The organism is Brevundimonas abyssalis TAR-001 (genome assembly GCF_000466985.1).
GTDB lineage: Bacteria > Pseudomonadota > Alphaproteobacteria > Caulobacterales > Caulobacteraceae > Brevundimonas > Brevundimonas abyssalis.
Window position 1 is genome coordinate 1 of the sequence record NZ_BATC01000051.1, and the last position, 21,409, is coordinate 21,409.

Annotated in this window: 23 protein-coding genes, 1 tRNA gene and 3 pseudogenes; 10 read left to right on the plus strand and 17 right to left on the minus strand. The window is 69.9% G+C overall.

What is annotated here, in order from left to right; all coding sequences use genetic code 11:
* Positions 1-26 precede the first annotated feature (26 nt).
* The 14 genes and pseudogenes from hisIE to MBEBAB_RS11465 form a co-directional block, all read right to left on the minus strand.
* Entirely contained in the window at positions 27-626 is a 600-nt protein-coding gene (hisIE, locus tag MBEBAB_RS11400; RefSeq protein WP_021698153.1) for a bifunctional phosphoribosyl-AMP cyclohydrolase/phosphoribosyl-ATP diphosphatase HisIE, read from the minus strand.
* A pseudogene (gene hisF / locus MBEBAB_RS11405) lies at positions 623-1,389 on the minus strand (imidazole glycerol phosphate synthase subunit HisF). Before hisF ends, hisIE begins: the two are co-directional and overlap by 4 nt.
* On the minus strand, positions 1,386-2,117 hold the full coding sequence (gene hisA, locus MBEBAB_RS11410) for a 1-(5-phosphoribosyl)-5-[(5-phosphoribosylamino)methylideneamino]imidazole-4-carboxamide isomerase (RefSeq protein WP_021698155.1): 732 nt from the start codon (positions 2,115-2,117) through the stop codon (positions 1,386-1,388). The pseudogene hisF and the gene hisA overlap by 4 nt, the downstream one beginning before the upstream one ends.
* Complete coding sequence (hisH, locus tag MBEBAB_RS11415; protein ID WP_242397157.1) at positions 2,089-2,712, minus strand: imidazole glycerol phosphate synthase subunit HisH; 624 nt, start codon at positions 2,710-2,712, stop codon at positions 2,089-2,091. The genes hisA and hisH overlap by 29 nt, the downstream gene beginning before the upstream one ends.
* Entirely contained in the window at positions 2,709-4,133 is a 1,425-nt protein-coding gene (gene hisB, locus MBEBAB_RS11420; RefSeq protein ID WP_021698157.1) for an imidazoleglycerol-phosphate dehydratase HisB, read from the minus strand. Before hisB ends, hisH begins: the two co-directional genes overlap by 4 nt.
* Positions 4,130-5,425, minus strand: a complete 1,296-nt coding sequence (gene hisD, locus MBEBAB_RS11425; RefSeq protein ID WP_021698158.1) for a histidinol dehydrogenase — start codon at positions 5,423-5,425, stop codon at positions 4,130-4,132. Before hisD ends, hisB begins: the two co-directional genes overlap by 4 nt.
* On the minus strand, positions 5,425-6,306 hold the full coding sequence (gene hisG, locus MBEBAB_RS11430; protein WP_045319256.1) for an ATP phosphoribosyltransferase: 882 nt from the start codon (positions 6,304-6,306) through the stop codon (positions 5,425-5,427). Before hisG ends, hisD begins: the two co-directional genes overlap by 1 nt.
* Before the next feature lie 11 nt (positions 6,307-6,317).
* Positions 6,318-6,628, minus strand: a pseudogene (locus tag MBEBAB_RS15785) (YerC/YecD family TrpR-related protein).
* Between the two features lie 41 nt (positions 6,629-6,669).
* A complete protein-coding gene (locus MBEBAB_RS11440) occupies positions 6,670-7,701 on the minus strand; it encodes a glycerophosphodiester phosphodiesterase (protein WP_021698161.1) in 1,032 nt (343 codons plus the stop codon).
* A gap of 44 nt (positions 7,702-7,745) precedes the next feature.
* Positions 7,746-8,552 carry an inositol monophosphatase family protein gene (locus MBEBAB_RS11445; protein ID WP_021698162.1) on the minus strand — a complete coding sequence of 269 codons (807 nt, stop codon included), beginning with the start codon at positions 8,550-8,552 and terminating at the stop codon, positions 7,746-7,748.
* 4 nt (positions 8,553-8,556) lie between these two features.
* Positions 8,557-9,123 carry an elongation factor P gene (efp, locus tag MBEBAB_RS11450; protein ID WP_021698163.1) on the minus strand — a complete coding sequence of 189 codons (567 nt, stop codon included), beginning with the start codon at positions 9,121-9,123 and terminating at the stop codon, positions 8,557-8,559.
* A gap of 101 nt (positions 9,124-9,224) precedes the next feature.
* Positions 9,225-9,827, minus strand: a complete 603-nt coding sequence (pdeM, locus tag MBEBAB_RS11455; protein WP_021698164.1) for a ligase-associated DNA damage response endonuclease PdeM — start codon at positions 9,825-9,827, stop codon at positions 9,225-9,227.
* 112 nt (positions 9,828-9,939) lie between these two features.
* Entirely contained in the window at positions 9,940-12,369 is a 2,430-nt protein-coding gene (locus MBEBAB_RS11460; RefSeq protein WP_148291522.1) for a ligase-associated DNA damage response DEXH box helicase, read from the minus strand.
* 74 nt (positions 12,370-12,443) lie between these two features.
* Positions 12,444-13,436: a helix-turn-helix transcriptional regulator gene (locus tag MBEBAB_RS11465; RefSeq protein ID WP_021698167.1), complete on the minus strand. Its 993-nt coding sequence runs from the start codon at positions 13,434-13,436 to the stop codon at positions 12,444-12,446.
* A gap of 186 nt (positions 13,437-13,622) precedes the next feature.
* Here MBEBAB_RS11465 and MBEBAB_RS17700 point away from each other — a divergent pair, with 186 nt between their 5' ends.
* On the plus strand, positions 13,623-13,772 hold the full coding sequence (locus MBEBAB_RS17700; protein WP_021698168.1) for a hypothetical protein: 150 nt from the start codon (positions 13,623-13,625) through the stop codon (positions 13,770-13,772).
* A 103-nt stretch (positions 13,773-13,875) separates the two neighbouring features.
* Positions 13,876-13,952, plus strand: a tRNA-Met gene (locus MBEBAB_RS11475).
* An 18-nt stretch (positions 13,953-13,970) separates the two neighbouring features.
* Here MBEBAB_RS11475 and MBEBAB_RS11480 read toward each other — a convergent pair.
* Complete coding sequence (locus MBEBAB_RS11480) at positions 13,971-14,633, minus strand: Fe2+-dependent dioxygenase (RefSeq protein WP_021698169.1); 663 nt, start codon at positions 14,631-14,633, stop codon at positions 13,971-13,973.
* Positions 14,634-14,757: 124 nt separating this feature from the next.
* Here MBEBAB_RS11480 and MBEBAB_RS11485 point away from each other — a divergent pair, with 124 nt between their 5' ends.
* From MBEBAB_RS11485 to MBEBAB_RS11505, 5 genes are all read left to right on the plus strand, one after another.
* A complete protein-coding gene (locus tag MBEBAB_RS11485) occupies positions 14,758-15,063 on the plus strand; it encodes a hypothetical protein (RefSeq protein WP_021698170.1) in 306 nt (101 codons plus the stop codon).
* Between the two features lie 117 nt (positions 15,064-15,180).
* Complete coding sequence (locus MBEBAB_RS11490) at positions 15,181-16,014, plus strand: hypothetical protein (RefSeq protein WP_021698171.1); 834 nt, start codon at positions 15,181-15,183, stop codon at positions 16,012-16,014.
* Between the two features lie 29 nt (positions 16,015-16,043).
* Entirely contained in the window at positions 16,044-16,283 is a 240-nt protein-coding gene (locus MBEBAB_RS11495) for a DUF5694 domain-containing protein (protein WP_242397159.1), read from the plus strand.
* Positions 16,284-16,378: 95 nt separating this feature from the next.
* Positions 16,379-16,903: a hypothetical protein gene (locus MBEBAB_RS11500; RefSeq protein ID WP_021698173.1), complete on the plus strand. Its 525-nt coding sequence runs from the start codon at positions 16,379-16,381 to the stop codon at positions 16,901-16,903.
* Complete coding sequence (locus tag MBEBAB_RS11505) at positions 16,897-17,133, plus strand: hypothetical protein (RefSeq protein ID WP_045319259.1); 237 nt, start codon at positions 16,897-16,899, stop codon at positions 17,131-17,133. The genes MBEBAB_RS11500 and MBEBAB_RS11505 overlap by 7 nt, the downstream gene beginning before the upstream one ends.
* A gap of 330 nt (positions 17,134-17,463) precedes the next feature.
* On the opposite strand, the gene MBEBAB_RS16265 is transcribed toward MBEBAB_RS11505, so the two are convergent.
* Both MBEBAB_RS16265 and MBEBAB_RS11510 read right to left on the minus strand, forming a co-directional pair.
* Positions 17,464-17,754, minus strand: coding sequence for a hypothetical protein (locus tag MBEBAB_RS16265; RefSeq protein WP_148291523.1), 291 nt, complete (start codon positions 17,752-17,754; stop codon positions 17,464-17,466).
* A complete protein-coding gene (locus MBEBAB_RS11510) occupies positions 17,751-18,380 on the minus strand; it encodes a TlpA family protein disulfide reductase (protein ID WP_021698175.1) in 630 nt (209 codons plus the stop codon). The genes MBEBAB_RS16265 and MBEBAB_RS11510 overlap by 4 nt, the downstream gene beginning before the upstream one ends.
* Between MBEBAB_RS11510 and argH the strand changes: the two genes are divergently transcribed.
* The 3 genes and pseudogenes from argH (at position 18,379) to lysA (ending at position 21,332) form a co-directional block, all read left to right on the plus strand.
* On the plus strand, positions 18,379-19,797 hold the full coding sequence (argH, locus tag MBEBAB_RS11515; protein ID WP_021698176.1) for an argininosuccinate lyase: 1,419 nt from the start codon (positions 18,379-18,381) through the stop codon (positions 19,795-19,797). The genes MBEBAB_RS11510 and argH overlap by 2 nt on opposite strands.
* Positions 19,794-20,021, plus strand: a complete 228-nt coding sequence (locus MBEBAB_RS11520) for a hypothetical protein (protein ID WP_021698177.1) — start codon at positions 19,794-19,796, stop codon at positions 20,019-20,021. The genes argH and MBEBAB_RS11520 overlap by 4 nt, the downstream gene beginning before the upstream one ends.
* A 35-nt stretch (positions 20,022-20,056) precedes the next feature.
* Positions 20,057-21,332 (plus strand): annotated as a pseudogene (gene lysA / locus MBEBAB_RS11525) (diaminopimelate decarboxylase).
* The last annotated feature ends 77 nt before the right edge of the window (positions 21,333-21,409 follow it).

The window sequence follows — 21,409 nt, forward strand, 5'->3', positions numbered from 1 at the left end:
GCGATTCCGCCTCAACCGATCAGGCTCTAGGCCCGGCTCTCCAGCACGTCCAGCACGTCCTGAAGCGACATGTCGCGCGACCTGAGCAGCACCAGCAGGTGATAGATCAGGTCGGCGGCTTCGCTGGCCAGTTCGGCCTCGTCGCCGGCGGCCCCCGCCAGCGCCGTCTCGACCCCTTCCTCGCCCACCTTCTGGGCGATGCGCTTGGGCCCGGACGCCAGCAGTTTCGCGGTCCAGCTTTCGGACGGATCGGCGTCCGAACGATCACGAATGGTCTGCTCCAGCCGGGCCAGACGGCCCAGGCCCGGCGCGTCCGCGTCGCCGAAGCAGCTGACCCGGTTGAGGTGGCAGGCGTTGCCCACCGGCTCGACCCGCACCAGCACCGCGTCGCCGTCGCAGTCGGGGGTGACCGAGACCACCTTGAGCCGGTCGCCGGAGGTCTCGCCCTTGCGCCAACGCCCCCCGCGCGAGCGGGAAAAGAAGGTGGCCTCGCCGCTCTCCAGCGTCTCGTCCAGCGCCGCGCGGTCCATATAGGCCAGCATCAGCACCTGCAGGGTGGCGGCGTCCTGCACCACCGCCGCGATCAGCCCGCCGCCCTTGTCGAAATCGATATCGTCGGGGTTCATAGCCGCACCTCAATGCCGTCGCTGTCCAGGGTCCGTTTCAGGTCGGGAATGCGGATGGCGCCGGAGTGGAAAACGCTGGCGGCCAGGGCGCCGGACACGTCGGCCTCGGCGAACACCTGACGGAAATGGTCGGGCGAGCCGGCGCCGCCGGAGGCCACCAGAGGGATGGTCAGGCGCTCCCGCGCGGCCTTCAGCTGTTCCACGTCATAGCCGTTGCGCACCCCGTCCTGATCGATGCAGTTCAGCACGATCTCGCCGGCGCCAGCGCCTGCGCCTCGATGATCCAGTCCAGGGTCAGGCGGTTGGCGCCGCGCCGGGCGTCCGGGTCGCCGGTGTATTTGTGCACCCGCCAGTCGCCGTCCTGAAACTGGCTGTCCACGCCCACCACCACGCACTGGCCGCCCAGCCGCTCGGCCATTTCGCCGATCAGTTCGGGGCGTTCCAGAGCGGGCGAATTGATGGAAACCTTGTCCGCCCCGTTGTCGAGGCAGCGGGCGGCCTGATCCACCGAGCGGATGCCGCCGGCCACGCAGAACGGGATGTCCAGCAGCCGGGCGATGTCGCGCACCCAGCCGTAGTCCAGGGTGCGCCCCTGCGGCGAGGCGGTGATGTCGTAGAACACCAGCTCGTCGGCGCCCTCGTCCCGGTAGCGCGCGGCCAGTTCGGCGGCGTCGCCCATGTCGGTGTGCCCCACAAAGCGCACGCCCTTGACCACCCGGCCGTCCTTCACGTCCAGACAGGGGATGATGCGCCGGGCGGTCATCGCACCGCCTCCAGCGCGTTGGACAGGGTGAAGCGGCCTTCGTAAAGGGCCCGGCCGATGATGGCGCCGTCGCAGCCGATGGCCTTGAGGGCGGCCAGATCCTCCAGCGAGGAGACCCCGCCGGAGGCTTGCAGCTGAAGCTCAGGGCGGCGCTGCTTGACCTCGGCCAGCAGCTCCAGATTGGGGCCCGTCAGAGCGCCGTCGCGGCCCACGTCGGTGACGAGGATGTGGTTCAGCGTCCCGGGGGCATACGCCGACAGCGCCGCCCACAGGTCCACGCCCGCACGCTGGGTCCAGCCCTTCAGGGCAGGAACCGGCACGCCATCCTCCAGCTTCACGTCCAGCGCCAGGGTGATGCGCTCGGGGCCGAAGTCGGCCAGCCATCCGGCCACGATGTCAGGCGCTGTGACGGCCAGACTGCCGATCACCACCCGGGCGACCCCGGCCTCCAGCAGCAGGCGCACGTCGTCAATGGACCGCACGCCGCCGCCGCTCTGGACCTTCACATCGACCGATCCCGCCAGATCGCCGATCAGGGCATGCTGGCGCGCGGCGCCGGCCTCGGCGCCGTCCAGATCGACCACGTGCACCCAGGCTGCCCCCTCGCCCACGAACGACACCAGCCGCGCGGCGGGGACGTCGTCATAGCGGGTGACCGCGTCGAAACGGCCGTGCATCAGCCGGACGCAGACGCCGTCCTTAAGGTCGATGGCGGGGTAAAGGATCACGCGGGCAGCTCCAGGAAATTCTTGAGGATGCGGGCGCCGGGGGCGGCGGAGCGTTCCGGGTGGAACTGGCAGCCCCAGCGGTTGCCCGCGCGCACCACGCGGGGACCGGCCCGCCGTAGTCGGCGCGGGCCAGGGTCGCCTCGCCGTCGGGACAGAGGAAGGAATGGACGAAATAGGCGTGGTCGCCGGGCGCCACGCCCTCCAGCAGCGGATCGTCCCGGGCGATGGACAGGGCGCTCCAGCCCATGTGCGGCACGGGCAGGGTCGGGCCGGGATCGAGCCGGGCGACGACGCCGGGGATGAAGCCCAGCAGGTCGGCGCCCGCGCCCTCGTCGCTCCGCTCGAACAGCAACTGCTGGCCCAGACACACGCCCAGCAACGGGCGATCGAAGGCGCGGATCACCGGCGTCAGACCCAGGGCGTCCAGCCGGCCCATGGCATAGGCGGCGGCGCCCACGCCGGGCAGGATCACCCGCTCGGCCTCTGCGATCTGGACCGGGTCGGACGTCACGCGCGCGTCGGCGCCCAGCCGCTCCAGCGCGAACTGGACCGAGGCCGTGTTGCCCGCGCCATAGGCGATGATGGCGACGGTCACAGCACCCCCTTGGTGGACGGCACCGCATCGCCTTCCACGCGGATGGCCTGTCGGAGCGCGCGGCCCAGAGCCTTGAAGCAGGCCTCGGTCATGTGGTGGTCGTCCTCGCCCGTCACCGAGACGTGGATCGCGGCGCCCAGGTGCTCGGCCAAGGAGCGGAAGACGTGCTCGGTCAGGTCGGTGCGGTATTCGCCGATGAAGGGGGTGGTGAACGCGGCCTCGAACACGCTGTAGGGACGGCCCGACAGATCGATGGAGACCTTCGCTTCCGCCTCGTCCATGGGCAGGACGAAGCCGTAGCGGCCGATGCCGCGTCGCTCGCCCAGCGCCTGTTTCAGGGCCTGGCCCAGGGCGATGGCGGAGTCCTCGATGGTGTGGTGCGGGTCGATGTGCAGATCACCCGCGCACGACAGGCGGATGGAGAAGCCGCCGTGGGCCGCCACCTGCTCGATCATGTGATCGAAGAAGCCGACGCCGGTCTCGATGGCGACCGGCGCGGCGGCGTCCAGATCGACGGCGCAGACGATGCGCGTCTCCTTCGTGTCGCGCACGGCCTCGCCGCGTCGGGCCGCACGGGCGCGGGGCGGGTTCAGGCCGAAGGCGGCCAGCAGGCGGTCATTGACCTCCGGCTTGATGGAGACCGGCAGGCGCAGCCGCTCGCCCGTCGGGGCCGAGGCGATGCCCCAGGCCTCCAGCGCGGCGCGGGTTGCGGGAATGTCTTCAGGACGGGCGATGACCACCGGACCGAAGCCGGCCTCGATCACGGTCACCCGCTCCAGCTCCCGCACCAGACGGGCGCGCTCGGCCTTCACGGCCTCGATGCGCTGGGCGGTCTCGATCATGCGCGAGGGGTCCAGCGCCTGCATGGCCAGCCGGGCCAGCGGCGCGGGCAGGGCGTAGGGCTCCAGCATCGCCGCCAGCCGGGCCAGGGTCTCGGGCGCCGCGATGGCCGCGCCGACGCGGACGCCGGCCAGCCCATAGGCCAGCGACAGGCTGCGCAGCACGACCAGATTGGGGTGCTCGGCGGTGAGGGCGGCGGCGGACTCGAACGGCGCGAACTCGATCAGTCCCTCGTCGACGACCAGCAGGGCGGGCGCGGTGCGGGCGGCCATTTCAGCCACCGCCTCGGACGACCCCAGGGCGCGCACGACCATGGCGGCGGTGTCGCCGTCGCGACCATAGATGGCGGCCAGCTGCGAATAGGGCTCGGCGTCCGGAGCCTGCACCGAGCCGCCGTCCCGGGCGGCGAGACGCCAGACCAGCTCCAGACCGTGGGTCACGCCCCGCACCGGCAGGACACGGTCGGCGGGCAGGCCGTAGATTTGCGACAGACGCGCGGCGAGGGCGTCGGCGTCTGCCGGATAGCGGTCCAGTCCGTCGCCGCCTGTGACCAGAGGCGGGAAGGGGGCGGGAAGGCTCATAGGGCGCTCCTCAGATCGGCGGCGCGGGCGTGGGCTTCCAGACCCTCCAGCCGGGCCAGACGGGCGGCCACGGGGCCAAGCACGCGGGCGCCGTCTCGGCTGACCTGCTGCACCGACATGGCGGTCATGAAGGCGCCGGTGGAGACACCCGAGAACGCCCGCGCGGCGCCGTCGGTGGGCAGCACGTGGCTGGGCCCGGCGGCGTAGTCGCCCAGGGTCTCGGCGGCGTAGGTTCCCACGAACACGGCGCCGGCCGCGGTGATGCGGTCGACCAGATCCTCCGCGTCGGCGGTCTGGATGGACAGGTGCTCGGGGCCGTAGAGGTTGGCGACCTCGGCGGCCTCGGCCGTGTCGCGCACCCGGATGACCCGGCCCTCGTTCAGGGAGGCGCGGGCGATGGTGGCGCGGGGCAGGCCGGTCAGCTGCTTGTCGATTTCCTCGAGGATGTAGTCGATGCGCCTGTCGTCGTCACAGACCAGAATGACCTGGGCGTCCGCGTCGTGTTCGGCCTGGCTGAGCAGGTCGGCGGCCGCGATGGTCGGGTTGGTCTGGCGGTCCGCGATGACCATCAGCTCGGACGGGCCGGCGGGCATGTCCAGCGCCGGGCCGCCGGGGAGGGCGGCGGCCTGTTTCTTGGCCTCGGCCACATAGGCGTTGCCGGGGCCGAACAGCTTGTCGACGCGGGGCAGGCCGCCCACGCCGAAGGTCAGGGCGGCGATGGCCTGGGCCCCGCCGACGATCCACAGCGCATCCAGCCCGGCCAGATCGGCGGCCAGGATCATCATGGGGTGCGGCTGACCCGTGGGGCCCGGCGGGGTCACGGCGGCGCGGACCGGCACGCCCGCCACGGCGGCGGGAATGGCCAGCATCAGCAGGGTCGAGAACAGGGGCGCGGTGCCGGCGGGCACATACAGCCCCGCCGCCTCGATGGGCCGCCAGACCCGGCGCGAGCGGACGCCCGGCGTGGTCTCGATCCAGTCGCTGTCGGCGGGCTTCGTCGCCTCGTGGAAGCGGCGCACGTTGTCGGCGGCGGTCTTCAGCGCGGCCTCGTCGTCCGGCGTCACGGCGGCGCGGGCCTCTGCGACCGCTTCCGGCGTGATGGCCAGACGCCGGGGCGGGGCGCGGTCCAGCTTGACGCACCAGTCGTTCAGCGCCGCCTCGCCACGCTCCTGAATGTCGTCGAAGATCTGGCGCACGGCGTCGCTGACGGCGGCGTCCGTTCGTCGTGCAGGACGGGCTAGGGCGGCGCGCCGCCCGACCTCGTCCAGGGATGACCAGTCGAGCGTGCGCATCACATCATCTTCTCGATGGGCAGGACCAGAATGGCCGAGGCGCCGGCGGCCTTGAGCTTCTCCAGCGTCTCCCAGAACACGGACTCCTGACACACGGCGTGGACGGCCACGGCGTCGTCGCGGCCCGCCAGCGGGGTGACGGTGGGCGAGCCGGCGCCGGGCAGGATGGCGGTGATCTCGGCCAAGGCCGAACGCGGCGCGTTCAGCATGACGTATTTGGCGCCCTGGGACGCCACCACGCCCGAGACCCGCTCGACGATGCTTTCCAGCAGCCCCGCCAGTTCCGGCTCGGGCGCCTGGGGCGAGCGGATCAGCACGGCCTCGGACTTCAGCACGCTCTCGCGGGCCAGCAGGCCGTTGGCCTCAAGGGTCGCGCCGGTGGACACCAGATCGCAGATGGCGTGGGCCAGCTTGAGCCGGGGCGCCACCTCGACGGCGCCGCGCATGGTGATGATGTCGGCGGTGACGCCCTGCTCGGCCAGAAAGCGGCGCAGGATATTCGGATAGGACGTGGCCACCCGCTTGCCCTGCAGCGAGGCGGGACCAGCGTAATCCAGCGTCGGCGGCACGGCCAGCTTCAGTTCGCAGCGACCGAAGCCCAGCGGCATGACGATCTCTGCATTGGGGCCGCCGTTCTTCTGCTCCTCCAGCACGTTCAGGCCCACCACGCCCAGGTCGCAGACCCCGTCCGCCACGAAGGTGGGGATGTCGTCGTCGCGCACGCGCAGCAGATCGATGGGGTGGTTCTCCACCCGGTACAGCAGGTCATTGGCGCCCTTCATGACGCGCAGGCCCGCGTCGCGGATCAGCTCGAGGGAACGGTCGGCCAGACGGCCGGACTTCTGGACCGCGATGCGCAGTCGCCCGGATGCAGTACTCATGTGACTTTACCTTAGTGTCGGGGGCGCTTGATGCGGTCGAGCACCAGCCGGTAGCCTGATGGGGCATTTCCTTGAGGAAGCGGGCCACCCGCACCACGGTGGTGGGGCTGGCGTGGGCCTCCTCGGCGATCTCGCGATAGGACTTGCCGCCCGCGTCCAGCAGGCGCGCCACCTCCCACCGCTCGGCGAAGGCGCGGATTTCGGACGGGGTGCACAGGTCCGAGAGGAAGGCGTCGACCTCCTCGCGCGTGCGCAGGCTCAGGATCGCGTCGAAAAGCGCGGTCCGGGCGTCGTTGTCCGTGGGCAGGTCCTGGTAGGCCATGCGCGTTCCACTACGCTGTTACAGTGGTACGCGCAAGCCCCTTACCGGCGCGCCTGAACGGCTACACCGGGAAAGTCGCTGAAGACGCCGTCCACGCCTGAGTCATAGAGCGCGCGAGCCCAGGCGTGCAGATCGCCATGGGCGGTCGGGTCGTCGCCGCGCTGATAAGCCGGCGGCAGGAAGTGGTTCTCGGCGCGCAGGGTCCAGACGTGAACCTGAAGGCCCGCCGCATGGGCGTTTTCCACGACGCCGGTGGGCGTTCCGCTGTCGTGGGCGATGACCAGCCCGCTCTCCAGCCCGAGGATGTCGGCATAGGCGGCGATTTCGGCCAGGCCCTCGGGGCTGAGCATCGCGGCGGGCGTCAGGTCGGGACGGTCCCAGGGGCCCGAACCGGCGGCGATCAGCTGCACCAGCGGCGCGTCGATGCGGGCGTTGAGGCGGCGCAGGGGCTCCACCTCGAAGCACTGGACCACCAGCGGGGCGTCCGGCCCCGCCCAGCCCTCGGCCTCCAGCACGGCGACAAAGGCGTCCTCCATGGGCAGGCCGATGGCGGCGAAATACGCCGGGTGCTTCAGCTCGGGGATCACGCCGATGGGGCGGCCGGTGCGGGCGGCGGCCTCGCGGGCGATGGCGATGACCTCGGCGAAAGTCAGGATCGGCTCGGCGCCGTCGAAGGCGACGTTGGCGGGGCGCACCGCAGGCAGGCGCTCGCGGGCGCGCAGCGTCTTCAGTTCGGCGAGGGTGAAGTCCTCGGTGAACCAGCCCGTGATCTCGACCCCGTCGATGGTCTTCGTGGCGCGGCGGTCAGCGAATTCGGCGCGGTCGGCCACGTCGGTGGTCCCGCCGATCTCGTTCTCGTGGCGGGCGACCAGATGGCCGTCGCGGGTCATGACCAGATCGGGCTCGATGAAGTCGGCGCCCTGTTCGATGGCCAGTTCATAGGCCGCGCGGGTGTGCTCGGGCCGCTCGCCCGACGCGCCGCGATGGGCGATGACGAGGGGTTCGGGGAAGGATTGCGACAGGGCCGGGCCTCCGGCGATCACGAGGGCGGCGATCAGGATGAAGCGGATCATGCCCCGAGGCTAGACCCCGTTCGTGACGGGCCTGTCTCAGGCGGTCAGGCGTCCTGCAGGATCTTGCGCAGCTGGCCGTGGATCTCGCCGTTTGCGGCGACGATCTGCTTGCCGGAGCGAGGATCGGTGTCGTTGTCCACGGCGGTGACCGTCCCGCCCGCCTCGGTGACCAGCAGCATGCCCACGGCCACGTCCCAGGGCTCAAGACCCCGTTCCCAGAAACCGTCGTAGCGGCCCGTGGCGACCCAGGCCAGGTCGAGGGTGGCGGCGCCCAGGCGGCGGATGCCGGCGGTGCGCTGGCCCACAGCGTGGATGTCCTTGATGGACTGGCCGTGGCCGGTCTTGCCGAGGAACGGCAGGCCGGTGGAGAACAGGCAGGTGCTCAGGTCCTTGCGGCCTGAGACGCGGATGCGCTTGTCATTGAGATAGGCGCCCTTGCCCTTTTCGGCCCAGAACAGGTCGTTCATCACCGGATTGTAGGTGACGCCTGCGACGATCTCGGCAGAGCCGTCCGGCGCCTTGCGTTCAAGGCCGACGCTGATGGCGAAGTGGGGGATGGCGTGGGTGAAGTTGGTGGTGCCGTCTATGGGGTCGACGATCCAGGTGTGGGTCTTGTCGGTGCCCTCGATGAGGCCGCCTTCCTCGCCGAGAAAGCCGTAGCCCGGGCGCGCCTTGTTCAGCAGCTCGCGCAGGGTCTGCTCGGCCTTGGTGTCGGCGGCGGTGACGAAGTCTGCGGGGCCCTTGCGGGAGACCTGCAACTCGGCCACCTCGCCGAAGTCGCGCAGCATGGGCCGTCCGGTCTTGCGGACCGCGTCGATGATGACCGAGACGAGGGCGGAAGCGAGAGCCATTCGATCAGTCGGCCCGGCGGACGTATTCGCCGGTGGTGGTGTCCACCACGATGCGCTCGCCGGCGGACATGTAGGGCGGGATCATGATGCGCACGCCATTGTTGGCCAAGGCGGGCTTGTAGGAGGACGAGGCGGTCTGGCCCTTCACGGTGGGCTCGGTTTCGGCCACTTCCAGCACCACCTGATCCGGCAGCGACAGGCCGATGGGGCGCTCCTCGTGGGATTCGATGACCACCTTCATGCCTTCCTGCAGATAGGCGATGCGGTCTTCGCCCACCCAGTCCTTCTGCAGTTCGATCTGCTCGTAGTTCTCGTCGTCCATGAAGACCAGCGAGTCGCCGTTGTCGAACAGATAGGAGTAGTCGCGCTGTTCCAGCGTGACGCGCTCGACCTTGTCCTCGGAGCGGAAGCGTTCGTTCAGCTTGTTGCCGGTCTCGAGATTCTTGGCCTCGACGTTGGCGAAGGCGCCGCCCTTGCCCGGCTTGACGTGGCTGGCCTTGGTCACGACCCACAGGCCGCCGTTCACTTGCAGGACCATGCCGGGCTTGATGGTGTTGCCGTTGATCTTCATCGAATGTCGCTGGGTTCGGGGTGGCGCGCGGGCGCGAAATTTGGACGCGACCCCTACAGGGACGGCGGTCAAAGGGCAAGCGGCGCGCATCGGCGCCGATCTCAATCACCCGCCAGCAATCCCCACCGCACCGCATGGGCCTTCTTCCCGAGCGCCACCGCCAGCGGCGGGCAGGCGAACAGGCCTGAGAAGGCGGGGTCGCGCACGTTCAGTCCGCCGGCGTAGGCGCCGAAGGCAGGCAGGATCAGGCGCTGGCCGTCGGTGACGAAGCAACGCCGCCGCACCGACCCGGCCGTCCCCTTCACCCGTGCGCAGGGGTGCAGGTGCCCCGCCGCCTCGCCGGGCGTGGGGTCGGGGCTGGGCTCGTGGCGCAGGACCAGTTTCGACAGGCCGATCTCCACCGCCGTCTCGCCCGCCAGATCGCCGGATGACGATTTTGGGCCGTCCGGATCGTGGTTGCCGGTGATCCACAGCAGGGTGGTGCGGCGGGCCAGCCCGGCGATGCGCTCGCGGTCGTCGGGCGCGATGCGGGTGGTCGCCGACCCGTCATGCAGGGTGTCGCCCAGCAGCACGGTCACGCGCGGGTCCAGCGCCTCGATCTCGGCCTGCAGCCGGTCCAGGGTCTCGCGGGTGTCGTAGGGCGGCAGCATCTGGCCGCGCGCGGCGTAGGCCGAGCCCTTCTCGAGGTGCAAATCCGCAACCACCAGCGCGCGCTCGCCCTCCAGCCACAGGCGCCGGAGGGTCGCATGCCCACCTCGGCGTCATTGACCGCCATGACCGCCGAGCCGCACGACCGCTGCTGAACCCGCCACGCCGTCACGCCATGGCCTCCTCGATCAGGGCGGCCTGCTCCAGCATCATCTCGGCGGCCGAGGAGCCGGGCGCGCGTTCGCGGCCGATCTCCATCATTGCCGGCACGGCGAAGGGCGAGACCCGCTCCAGCCGCTGGACCCGGATGCGGCCCCGGATGCGCGACAGCAGCTCGCCCAGCCGCGCCACGTCCAGCAGGCCCCGCGCCGCGTCCGCCCGCGCGCATTGCAGCAACAGATGCTCCGGGTCATGGCGACGCAGGGTGTCGTAGATCAGGTCCGCCGAGAAAGTCACCTGACGGCTGTTTTTCTCATGGCCCGGCATGCGCCGCTCGATGAGGCCGGCGATCAGGGCGCAGTCCTTGAAGGTGCGCTTCATCATGAAGCTCTCGTCCAGCCAGGCTTCCAGATCGTCCCCCAGCATGTCCTGTTCGAACAGGGCGTCGAAATCCACTCCGTCCATGGACTTCACCGACCAGATGGCCAGCATGTAGTCATTGGCCACATAGCCGATGGGCCCCACCCCCGCCCGGTCCAGCCGCCGGGTCAGCAGCATGGCCAGGGTCGAGTGCGCGATGCGCCCCTCGAACGGATAGGCCACCATGAAGTGGCGATTGCCCCGCGCGAAGGTCTCGATCAGCAGGTCGTCGATGCCCGGCAGGCTGGAATGGTCGCGCTGGGCTTCCAGCCACTCCTGCACGTCGGCGGGCAGGACGGACCATGCGGACGGATCGCTCATCATCCGCCGCACCCGGCTGGCCAGGAAGGTGGACAGGGGGAATTTGGACATGCCCCAGCTGGGCACCTTGGGCTCCTTGTCCGCCGCGCGGGTGACGATGGCGTTGGTCCCCTCGATGCCCATGAAGCGCCAGATCTCGCCGCCGAAGACGAAGGTGTCGCCGGGCGTCATCTGTTCGAAGAACCATTCCTCGGCCTCGCCGATCTTGCGGCCCGAGCCGTGGCGGCCGGGCAGGCGCAGGGACAGGGTCTGGGCGGTGATGATGGCGCCCACATTCATGCGGTGGCGGCGCGCGGTTTCTTCATTGCGCACCCGCCACAGCCCATCCTGCCCCCGCACGATGCGGCGATAGCGGTCATAGGATTTCAGGGCGTAGCCGCCGGTGGAGACGAAATCGACCACCCGCTCCCAGTCCTCCCACGACAGCTCGGCGTAGGGCGCGGCGCGGCGCACCTCGTCGTAAAGGGCCTGAAGATCGAACGGTTCCGAACAGGCGCAGCCCATGACGTGCTGGGCCAGCACGTCCAGCGCGCCGACGCGGATCGGCTCGCCGTCCAGCGCATTCTCGGCCACCGCCTCCACCGCCGCCTGGCACTCCAGCATCTCGAAGCGGCTGGCGGGCACCAGAATGGCGCGGGAGGCCTCGTCCAGCCGGTGGTTGGCCCGGCCGATGCGCTGGACCAGACGGGAGGAGCCCTTGGGCGCCGCCAGCTGGATCACCAGATCCACCGCGCCCCAGTCGATGCCCAGGTCCAGGGTGGAGGTGCAGACCACGGCCCGCAGCTCGCCCTTGGCCATGCGGGCCTCCACCTTGCGGCGCTGTTCGGCCGACAGGCTGCCGTGGTGCAGGGCGATGGCCAGGCCGTCCTCGTTCAGCCGCCACAGCTCCTGAAAGGCGAACTCGGCCTGCCAGCGCGTATTGACGAAGATCAGGGTGGTGGTCGCCGTCTTGATGGTCTCATAGACCTCGTCCATGGCGTGCTGGGCGGTGTGGCCGGCCCAGGGCACCCGGTTCTCGGACAGCAGCACCTCCATGACCGGCGGCGCGCCGGGGCGGCCCAGCACTAGATCGTCGCCTCGGTCCGACAGCCAGCGCCGCACCGCCACGGGATCATCCACCGTCGCCGACAGGCCCACGAACCGCGCGTGGGGGGCGAACTGCCGGAGCCGCGCCAGCCCCAGCGACAGCAGGTCGCCGCGCTTGGAGCTGTGAATGGCGTGGATCTCGTCCACCACCACGCAGCGCAGGTCCTCGAAATAGCCCCGCGCACCCTCCCACGCGCAGAACAGGGCCAGCTGCTCGGGCGTGGTCAGCAGGATGTCGGGCGGGGTGATCCGCTGGCGCTGCTTGCGCGCCTGGCCCGTATCGCCGGTGCGGGACTCCACCACGATGGGCAGGTCCATCTCGCGCACCGGGGTCATCAGATTGCGCTCCACGTCCACCGCCAGCGCCTTCAGCGGCGAGATGTAGAGGGTGTGGACGCTCTTGGGCCCATTTCGGGGGCCCCGCTCGGCCAGGTCGATCAGGCTGGGCAGGAAGCCGGCCAGGGTCTTGCCGCCGCCGGTGGGCGCCACCAGAAGGACGTCAGCGTCCTCGCGCCCCTTGGCCACCATGGCCAGTTGGTGATCACGCACGCTCCAACCCCGCCCGGCGAACCAGTCGGCGAAGCGGGGCGGCAATCCTTGATCAGGCAACAGCGGCTGGGCGGACGAAATGGCGACGCTTCCTCAAGGGAGTATCCGTCATCTCTTAGCGACGTTCCCGTTACGTTTCACCTGCCTTGTGCATCCCCGTGGGCGCGCATCGCCGCAGCCAGCTCGTCGGCCATCACCGTCTTCAGCCGGTCGGGGGCCAGGATGCGGACCCGCTCGCCCCAGGTGAACAGGTGCCAGGCCAGTTCGCGCATGCCGCTGGCGGTGAAGCGCACAATGACCGAGCCGTCCGGCTGGTCCTCCAGCGTCTGGGTGGGGTGCCAGCGCCAGGCCCGGGCCTCGGCCGCGCCCTCTGCGGTCACGTGCAGGGCCACGTCCTCCACATCGTCCTGATAGATGCCGAAGGAGCGGTTGGCGAAGGCGGCCAGATCGAAGCCCGCTGGCGGACGGGCGGTCTGATCCAGAGGCTCCACCGCGCTCATGCGGTCCAGCCGGAAGGTCTGGACCTTCTGCGTGCCCAGATCTGCGGCCACCAGATAGTTGGCGCGGCCGAACATCAGGCCGCAGGGCGCGACGGTGCGGCGGCGGGCCTCGGCGCCCGGCCGGCTGTAGATGAAGCCCAGCGCCCGCTCCGCCAGCACCGCCCCCCGGATGGCCGCCAGCATGGACTCGTCCGCCGTGGGGCGGGGCCCGGCCTGCACCGCGATGGTCTCGGCCCGCACCAGCGCCTCCAGATCGGGGGCCAGCCGGTTCAGGGTGGTGGAGCGCACCGCCGACTTGATCTTGCGCTCAAGGCTTTCGAGGGCCGCGGCCCGCACCGGTTCGTCCGCCCGGCGCAGGGCCAGGGCGGCGCGGTTCAGCTCGACCAGCTCGGTGGTGGTGGGCGCCTGTTCGAAGGCGGACAGCCCGCCGCGGATGCGCCACCGCTTGGTGGGCGGGTCCGACACTTCCTCGGCGCCGGGGAACAGCATCAGCACCGCGTCGCGCAGGCGCTCGGCGGTGCGGCGGCCCACGTCCAGGTCGCGCGCCATGTCGTCCAGGGTCAGGCCCTCGGCGCTGCCAGCCATGCGGCGGGCCAGTTCGATGACCACGGCGGCCTTGTCGTGTCTCATTTCACCTACGTCCGATTTTGGCGCAACCCTGTCATAGGGTGGTTTCATCAGCAAGACGCCACACAGATTTCCGAAGGACCCCGCCATGGCCAGCCAGATCGCCGCCCGCTACGCCCCCGCCCGCATCGTCAACGACGCCCGCTATCTGATCGTGCCCTGCGAGGCCGAGGCTGCGCCGATCTGGCGGTGATCTGGGACCGGCTGGAGGAACAGGTGGTGGACGTGATCGACGCGGCCGCCGGACGCTATACGGACGAGGACGCCCTTTGGGACGAGTTCAAGGCCGAAACCTTCCGCCCGGCCCAGCCTTCGCGCCAGTGGCGCGCGGCCGCCTGAAGCGGTCGGCGCACGGAACGCCGCGACAGTCTTGAACCGGGCTGGCAGGCCCTATATAGGCGCGTCTCTCTTGACCACGCGCCCGGCTACGGGCGTCTCCGGCGGCTGGGTAGCTCAGGTGGTTAGAGCGATGGATTCATAACCCATAGGTCGGCGGTTCGATCCCGCCCCCAGCCACCACAAGATTAAGTCTCCTCTTTACGTTTCGGCCCACATCCGGAGCAGGTTGCCGATGGTCTTGTCGGCCAGCAGGCGGGGCTCGCCCTCGGGCGTGGCCCGGCGGACGCGCTCCAGATCGAACAGGATCTCGCGCTGGTCCTGACGGCGGACCAGGGACTGGATCCAGCCCACGCAGGCCAGGCGTTCGCCCGCGGTGACCGGCGTGACCCGGTGCAGGCGGCCGGTCTGGTAGATCACCGCTGAGCCGGCGGCGGGGCGGAACTCGCGCTCTCCGTCCAGATCATCCAGCAGCAGGGCGCCGCCCTCGTAGGTTTCGGGATCGGTCAGGAACAGGGTGAAGGACAGGTCGGTGCGCAGGCGCTCGCCGTCCTCGCCGCGCATGGCGGCGTCGTCGGTGTGCAGGCCGTACTGCTGGCCGCTGGAGTAGCGCGAGAAGATCAGGTTCGACCAGCGGGCGGGGCGCACCAGCGGGTGGAACACCGGGTGCCGCTCCAACGCGTCCCGGATAAAGCGGGCGAGAGCCTGGACCGTGGCGTCGTCGCCCCGGGCCTGCAGGTTGTCCTTGACCTTGCGAGCCGCAGACCCTGCCGTGGCCTTGCCGTCCCGGAACGGGGCCTTGGCCAGCCCGCCGCGCAAACGCTCAAGGTCTTCGGCGGAGAGGACATCGGCCAGGACGATCACGGCAGGACTCCGGATGGGGACACGCCGGAGCGTTAGCGCCCCGCGGCCCCGGACGAAAGGGGCGCAACCCGGGGTCCAGCTTGAGCGTTGCTGTGATAGCATTCATTTTGAGGAGGGCATGCCCATGACCATTCGCACCAAACCCTGGCTGGCCGTGGCCGCCGCCGCAGCCCTGTCCCTGGGGGGCGTCGCCTGCACGGACGCCGAACAGGCCCAGGCCGAGCGGGATGCCGCCGAGGCGGGCGAGACCCTTGAGCAGGGCGCCGCCGAACTGGGCGAGCGGATCGAATCGGGCGCCATGGAAGCCGCGCGCGGGGTCGAGAACATGGCCGGAGACGCCGCCTCGTCTCTGGAGGAAAACCAGCGCGAAGCCGCCGCCGAGGGCCGTGAGGGCGCGGTGAACCCGGACACCGGCGAGCGGGTCGAGTAAACTTCGGTTTCGCATCCCGACGGCCAGACGGGAGCCGGTCGCCATTAAATTCCTGTAATTTGCATCCATCCGGCTGACGCGAGGGCTCCTCTTTCGAAGATCGAAGGAAGGACCGCAATGCGCGTCATCGCCGCTTTCGCCGTGATTCCGATGCTGCTGGGTCTGGCCGCTGCATCCGCCTCCGCCCAGGCGCCGGGTGCTTTTGACCCGCGCGAGCACCGCCAGCACCTGTACGGGGCGCCAACCCAGGTTCTGGTGATCGGCACGCCCCATCTTTCCGGGGCGCCGGACGATTTTGACCCCGCTGTTCTGGAGCCGATTCTGGAGAGGTTGGCGGCGTTCGGGCCCGATATCATCGCCATCGAGAACCTGTCGGGCGAGAGTGTACATGCGCTCAAGACCTACGAAGCCGTCTATCCGGAAAGCGCCGACTGGTTCGGTGGCCGGTTCCTGCGTCTGGCCGCCGTTGCGGAAGCGGAGACCGGCCTGGGGATGCCTGCCGCCGAGGCGGAGGCGCGCCGCCTGCTGGCCGCGTTGCCCGAAAACCCGACGCCCGCCCAGCGCCGCCGACTGGCGGCCGTGCTGACGGCTGCGGGTGACGCCTATTCGGCTCTGGTGCAGTGGTGGCGTTTGGACGCAGCCGAGCGCCGCGCCGGGGATGGGATTTCGGGCGAGCTCGCTGTTTTGCTTGATGAATACGAAACGCGCCGCAACGAAAGCCATATGATCGCTGTGCGTCTGGCGGTCCGTCTGGGTCTGGACCGCGTCTATCCCGTTGACGACCACCACGGCGACGACATCATGGGTGACGCCGTGATCGACGATATGCGGGTCTTCATGGAGCAGGCGGACTTCGCCGCCCATATCGCCTCGCCGGAATTCCAGTATCTGGCCGAGCGTCCGAGCGCCTCGGAACGCCTGAAGATGCACTGGAGACCTACCGGTTTCTGAACAGCCCCGAGGCCGGGATCACAGATGTACTGGGACAGTGGGTCAGCATGATCGACCGCGCCAGCCCCAATAGCGTGGGACGGGTCCGCATCGCAGAGTGGGAAACCCGCAACCTGCGTCAGGTGGCCCATATCCGCGAAGCCGCGGCCCAGTCGCCGGGCGGGCGGGTGCTGGTGATCGTGGGCAGCGCGCACAAGCCCTGGTTTGACGCCTATCTGGGCATGATGATCGATATGACGGTGGTGGATGCGGGCGAGGTGCTGCGCTGACTTTGTGCCGGGTCACTTCGGCGTCTGAGAAGCATTTGCATCTTTGGCGCTGCGGTCTATAGGTCACGGACCTTTCCGACCGGAGCGCCCTTCCCATGTCCGACACCCGCCTGTTCCGCCCCCGCCTGTGGACCGCCGCCGGCTCCGCCCTGCTGATCGCGGGCGTCGCCGCCTGCTCCGACCAGGGCGGCGAGGCCCCGGCCCAGGCGGCCACTCCGCCCGCCAGCGCGGCGGAGGAAGGCGAGGGCGAAGGCGGCGAGGCGGGCGCGGTGAGCGCCTATGGCGCCGTTCCGGCCGAAAGCCTGCTGGCGCTGCGGCTGCAGCACCTGAAGGGCTTCTTCCTGGTGGCCCAGGCGGCCAGCCCGGTGGAGGGCGAGGCGTCCGCCGCCGCCCTGGCCGGACAGGGCATGCTGGAGGTCTATGACCCGGCCAAGGCCGACTATGACGCCGCGGGCGTGGACGAGGTCGTGCTGCGCCGGGCCGCCGAGAGCGGCTCGACCGGCGCCCTGAACGCCGCCATCACCGAGCTGGACCGCGCCGCGCGTCTGGCGGGCGGCGACGCCGGCGCCGTGGTGAGGGGCCTGCTGAACATCTCCACCGGCCTGTACGCCTGGTGGTGACCGAGGACGGGGTCGACCCGATCGAGTGGCAGCACTCCTACGGCGCGGCCCTGGCGGCGCAGCAGGTGGCGGCGCGCGACGGTGCCCTGCGCCCGGCCCGCGACGAAATCGACGCCTTCGTGGCCAACTGGACCGACGTCACCGCCCCGGCCGATCCGGCCGAGGCCAGGGCGCCGGGCGAGCTTCAGGCCCAGGCCTCGCGCATCGAGCTGAGCCTGTCGGGGGTCTGAGGACTTCAGCTTCGGCGAAATGAGACTCCGGATGCAAAAAAACAGTGCAATGAGAGTCTCATCTTGGCGGACAAGTCATTGTATTTCCTTGTCAGCCTCCCTTTTCCAAATGGCCGGCCGATGAGACTCCCGGCGTGAAAAACAGTGCAATGAGAGTCTCATTCGGTGAGCGCCCCATCGCGTTCGGTTTCGGATCGCCAGCATTATAAGGGCGGCTGGAACAGGGGGCGGAAAACGATCGTCATTCGACCGAAATGCCTTGCCGGCCTTGGGATTGTCCACGCGAAAAGCGGGGATTTGAACGCTGGCCAGCGGGTAGAGCGCGCGCGATCAGTCGGCGGCCGGGTCGTTCTCCGTTGAACGAACTGCCACCCAGGCAGGTGGTGAGGGGTCATCAATGTCCCATGAAGAGGTGCTGACGATCCGACGATACTGATCATCGGAAATCCAGGCAGGGACGGGCTCCACAACGGCCAGGTTACAATACCTGGTTTCGATCTCCTCTTTTGAGCGTGCTGCGACGAGACCCCAGACTCCGCCCGTCTGGTAATCGTAGACGACAAGGAAATTTTTCCTGGTCGCCGCCGCTGTCTTCCTTGAGCTTGGCATCGAGCCGATCAAGGCTCTTCGGCCAGCAGGGCGTCGACGAGGGCGCGGGCCTCGGCGCTGTTCCAGTCGGCTTCGCCCGCCATCCAGGCGCGGACGCGGCCCTGACGATCCAGCAGGATGGTCTGGGGCATCTTGCCGGCGCCGGGGAAGACGAAGGGCAGGCGGAAGCTGCGGTCCGAATAGAAGGGCAGGGGCTCGTGCACCTCCAGAAAGCTGACCGCGTCGGCCACGGCCTCATCGCCCGTGTCCACATTGATCGGCAGCACCAGCATCCGGTCCTCGGGGTAGCCTTGCTGGAGCGCGGCCAGGGTCGGCATCTCGGTGCGGCAGGGCGCGCACCACATGGCCCACAGGTTGACCACCACCACCCGGCCCCGGAAATCGGCGAAGGTGACCTCTTCACCCTCGCTGTCGGTGAAGACCTGATCAGGGGCGACGGCCAGTTCGACGGGGGTCTCCAGCGCCGTCAGGCCGCCGCGCGCGTGGCGGGCCAGGTCGCTTTTCTCGGCGGAGGCGGCGCCATTCCCTTGGAAAGCGCCGCTGCGCATGGCGTATAGGGCCCCTGCGGCGCCGACGACGAGCACCGCGGCCGCGACCAGCCCGACGACCAGACGCTTCTTCCCCGAGTTTTCCGCCATGACCGACCGCCCCGAAACGACCCCCCAGGATGAGGCCAAGGGCCAAAGTCTATGGGGCGGGCGCTTCTCCGCCAAGCCCGCCGAGATCATGCAGGCCATCAATGTCTCCATCGGCGTCGACCAACGCCTGTGGCGCGAGGATCTGACGGGGTCGCGGGCCCATTGTCGCATGCTGGCGGACCAGGGGATCATCGCCGCGCCCGACGCCGAGGCGATCCTGGGCGGACTGGATGCGATCCAGGCCGAGATCGAGGCCGGGACCTTCCCGTTCCGCGACGCCTATGAAGACATCCACATGAATGTGGAGGCGCGCCTCAGTGAGCTGATCGGCGAGCCGTCGGGGCGTCTGCACACCGCCCGGTCGCGCAACGATCAGGTGGCCACCGATTTCCGCCTGTGGACCCGCGCGGCCTGCGACCGGACCATCGACCAGCTGACCGGCCTGCAACGGGCGCTGCTGGCCCGGGCCGAGGCCCATGCGGGCGACCTGATGCCCGGCTTCACCCATCTGCAGCCCGCCCAGCCGGTGACCTTCGGCCACCATTTGATGGCCTATGTGGAGATGATCGGCCGGGACGTGGGGCGCTTCACAGACGCCCGCGCCCGCCTCAACGAGAACCCGCTGGGCGCCGCGGCCCTGGCCGGATCGCCGTTCCCCATCGACCGCCATGCGACCGCGAAGGCGCTGGGCTTCGACGGGCCCATGCGCAACTCGCTGGACGCGGTGTCGGCGCGGGATTTCGCCCTTGAGGTGATCGCGGCGGCCAGCATCTGCGCCGGGCACCTGTCGCGGCTGGCCGAGGAGATCGTGATCTGGATGACGCCGCAGTTCGGCTTCGTGACCCTGCCCGACGACCTGACCACCGGCTCGTCCATCATGCCGCAGAAGCGCAACCCGGACGCCGCCGAGCTGGTGCGGGCCAAGACCGGGCGGGTCATGGGGGCCTTCATCGCTCTGTCGACGGTCATGAAGGGCCTGCCGCTGGCCTATTCCAAGGACATGCAGGAGGACAAGCCGCCGGTGTTCGAGGCGTTCGACGCCCTGGATCTGGCGGTCGGCGCCATGACCGCCATGGTCGCGGCCCTGAAGCCGGACACGGCGCGCATGGCCGAGGCGGCGGGCTATGGCTTCTCAACCGCCACGGACCTGGCCGACTGGCTGGTGCGCGAACTGAACCTGCCGTTCCGCAAGGCGCACCATGTGACCGGCGCGGCGGTGAAACAGGCCGAGGCGCTGGGCGTCGATCTGGCCGGGCTGCCGCTGGAAGAGCTGCAAAAGCTGGAGGCGGGGATCACCGCTGATGTTTACAAGGTGCTGACGCCTGAGGCTTCATGCGCCAGTCGTCAAAGCTTCGGGGGGACGGCGCCGGAACAGGTCCGGGCGCGCATCGCCGAATGGAAGGAGCGCCTGTCATGAGAACCGTGCTGATCCTCGCCGCCGCCGCGGTGGTCCTGTCGGGCTGCGGCCGCATGGGCGAACTGGAATCGCCGCACCGCGAGACCGAGCGGGCGCCGCGATCGGCCGGCGCGCCGGCCCTGCCCGAGCCGGCCACCATCAACCGCCCGTCCAGCCAGCAGGCCATCGAGGGCGGACCCAGCAACCCCATCGGCGGCACGGCGGCCGGGCGCGAGCCCCAGTAGGCCCAAGCCGCCGAGCCTGAAGGTCCTCCCCGACCGTGAACCATTTCGAGATCCGGGACGGCGTAATGCACGCCGAAGGCGTGTCGCTGGAGGCCATAGCGGCCGAGATCGGCACGCCCGCCTATGTCTATTCCGCAGCCACCCTGCGGCGGCACGCCCGGGTGTTGCGCGAGGCGCTGGACGGCCACGCCGAGACCACCGACGCCTGATCGCCTTCGCAGTGAAGGCAAACTCGAACCTGTCGGTGCTCAAGGTGCTGGCGGGCGAGGGGCTGGGCGCGGACACGGTGTCCGAAGGCGAGATCCGCCGCGCGCTGGCGGCCGGGATCGCGCCGGAGAAGATCGTGTTCTCCGGCGTGGGCAAGACCGACACCGAATTGGCCTTCGCCATCCGGACCGGGGTGCTGGAGATCAATGTGGAGTCCGCCGCCGAGCTGGACCGGCTGATCGCCGTGGCTGCGGGGCTGGGCGCGCGGCCGGACATCGTGTTCCGGGTCAATCCCCGAGTGGGGTCAGGCGCCCACGCCAAGATCACCACCGGCGCGCCCGCGACAAGTTCGGTGCGCCGGTGGAGGAGGTCATGGCCCTCTATGCCCGTGCGGCAGCCTCGAACCATGTGCGGCCCGTGGGTCTGGCCTGCCACATCGGCAGCCAGATCACGGAACTGAGCCCGCTGAAGGCCGCCTTCGCGGTGCTGCGCCGGATGACCCTGGACCTGCGCGCTCAGGGGTTCGAGGTGCATCGGCTGGATTTCGGCGGCGGGCTGGGCGTGCCCTATTTCGACCGGCCGGGCGAGGCGGACCCCGTGGACTACGCCGCCGTGGCGGCCGAGGCGGCAAGGGGGCTGGATGTGCAGCTGGCCTTCGAGCCGGGCCGCATGATCGCGGCCAACGCCGGGGTGCTGCTGACCCGGGTCATCCATGTGAACGAGCGGCCGGACGGGATGCGGTTCCTGGTGCTGGATTCGGCCATGAACGACCTGATGCGCCCGGCCCTGTACGACGCCTTCCACGACATCCGCCCGGTGCGGCCGCGCGAGGGGGCGGCGGGACCGTACGATGTGGTGGGGCCGGTGTGTGAGACGGGCGACACCTTCGCGAAGGACCGGGTGCTGCCGCCGCTGGAGGCCGGGGACCTGGCCGCCTTCATGACGGCCGGGGCCTATGGCGCGACCATGGCCAATGAGTACAACAGCCGCCCGCTGGTCCCCGAGGTGCTGGTGGACGGCGACCGCTGGGCCGTGGTGCGGGCGCGTCCGAGCTATGACGAGATGCTGGCGCGGGAAGCGGTGGCGGGGTGGCTCATCCCCTGAGTCTCCTCCCCCGCCATGCGGGGGAGGGGGACCGCCGGCAGGCGGTGGAGGGGGCAAGTCCAAGGGGGTGAATGGGG

Excerpts from the sequence above, each read along its gene's own strand:
- hisIE (WP_021698153.1), bottom strand. The coding sequence starts at position 626 with ATGAACCCCGACGATATCGATTTCGACAAGGGCGGCGGGCTGATCGCG.
- hisB (WP_021698157.1), bottom strand. The coding sequence starts at position 4,133 with ATGAGCCTTCCCGCCCCCTTCCCGCCTCTGGTCACAGGCGGCGACGGA.
- hisD (WP_021698158.1), bottom strand. The coding sequence starts at position 5,425 with ATGCGCACGCTCGACTGGTCATCCCTGGACGAGGTCGGGCGGCGCGCC.
- hisG (WP_045319256.1), bottom strand. The coding sequence starts at position 6,306 with ATGAGTACTGCATCCGGGCGACTGCGCATCGCGGTCCAGAAGTCCGGC.
- MBEBAB_RS11440 (WP_021698161.1), bottom strand. The coding sequence starts at position 7,701 with ATGATCCGCTTCATCCTGATCGCCGCCCTCGTGATCGCCGGAGGCCCG.
- MBEBAB_RS11445 (WP_021698162.1), bottom strand. The coding sequence starts at position 8,552 with ATGGCTCTCGCTTCCGCCCTCGTCTCGGTCATCATCGACGCGGTCCGC.
- efp (WP_021698163.1), bottom strand. The coding sequence starts at position 9,123 with ATGAAGATCAACGGCAACACCATCAAGCCCGGCATGGTCCTGCAAGTG.
- MBEBAB_RS11465 (WP_021698167.1), bottom strand. The coding sequence starts at position 13,436 with ATGAGACACGACAAGGCCGCCGTGGTCATCGAACTGGCCCGCCGCATG.
- MBEBAB_RS11485 (WP_021698170.1), top strand. The coding sequence starts at position 14,758 with ATGACCATTCGCACCAAACCCTGGCTGGCCGTGGCCGCCGCCGCAGCC.
- MBEBAB_RS11490 (WP_021698171.1), top strand. The coding sequence starts at position 15,181 with ATGCGCGTCATCGCCGCTTTCGCCGTGATTCCGATGCTGCTGGGTCTG.
- MBEBAB_RS11500 (WP_021698173.1), top strand. The coding sequence starts at position 16,379 with ATGTCCGACACCCGCCTGTTCCGCCCCCGCCTGTGGACCGCCGCCGGC.
- argH (WP_021698176.1), top strand. The coding sequence starts at position 18,379 with ATGACCGACCGCCCCGAAACGACCCCCCAGGATGAGGCCAAGGGCCAA.
- MBEBAB_RS11510 (WP_021698175.1), bottom strand. The coding sequence starts at position 18,380 with ATGGCGGAAAACTCGGGGAAGAAGCGTCTGGTCGTCGGGCTGGTCGCG.
- MBEBAB_RS11520 (WP_021698177.1), top strand. The coding sequence starts at position 19,794 with ATGAGAACCGTGCTGATCCTCGCCGCCGCCGCGGTGGTCCTGTCGGGC.